At 45.6% G+C, this 333-nt stretch carries 1 pseudogene; it reads right to left on the bottom strand.

Features of this window, described 5'->3' with window-relative positions:
• Positions 1-333 (bottom strand): annotated as a pseudogene (locus R7190_RS29420) (sodium/glutamate symporter); the annotation flags it as partial.

Genomic DNA, 333 nt, shown 5'->3' with positions numbered 1-333 from the left:
TGACCACCCGAGATAACCGCCGCATCGTAGTTGCTGCCCATTACCTTAAAGGTCACGTAATAGGTGAAGATGGCCAAAATCACCGACTGAATCGCCAGAATCACTAAGAATGGGATCGCCAAATCAAAGATGTTCCATAGCTTCAAGCTCATGAGAGCCATTGCCAAGAACAGAGACAGCGACACCGTACCGAGCATATCGACGGTTTCAGCGTCCAGTTTACGAATCTTAGTCACCTCTAAGAAGTTCGTAATAATCACACCAATGAACAGTGCATAGACGAAATCAGGAATCATCAACCAAGAAATTTCGTAGGTACTCACCCACTGTTCA

Source organism: Vibrio sp. 1078-1, from assembly GCF_033340475.1.
This window is presented reverse-complemented; position numbering and strand designations above follow the sequence as displayed.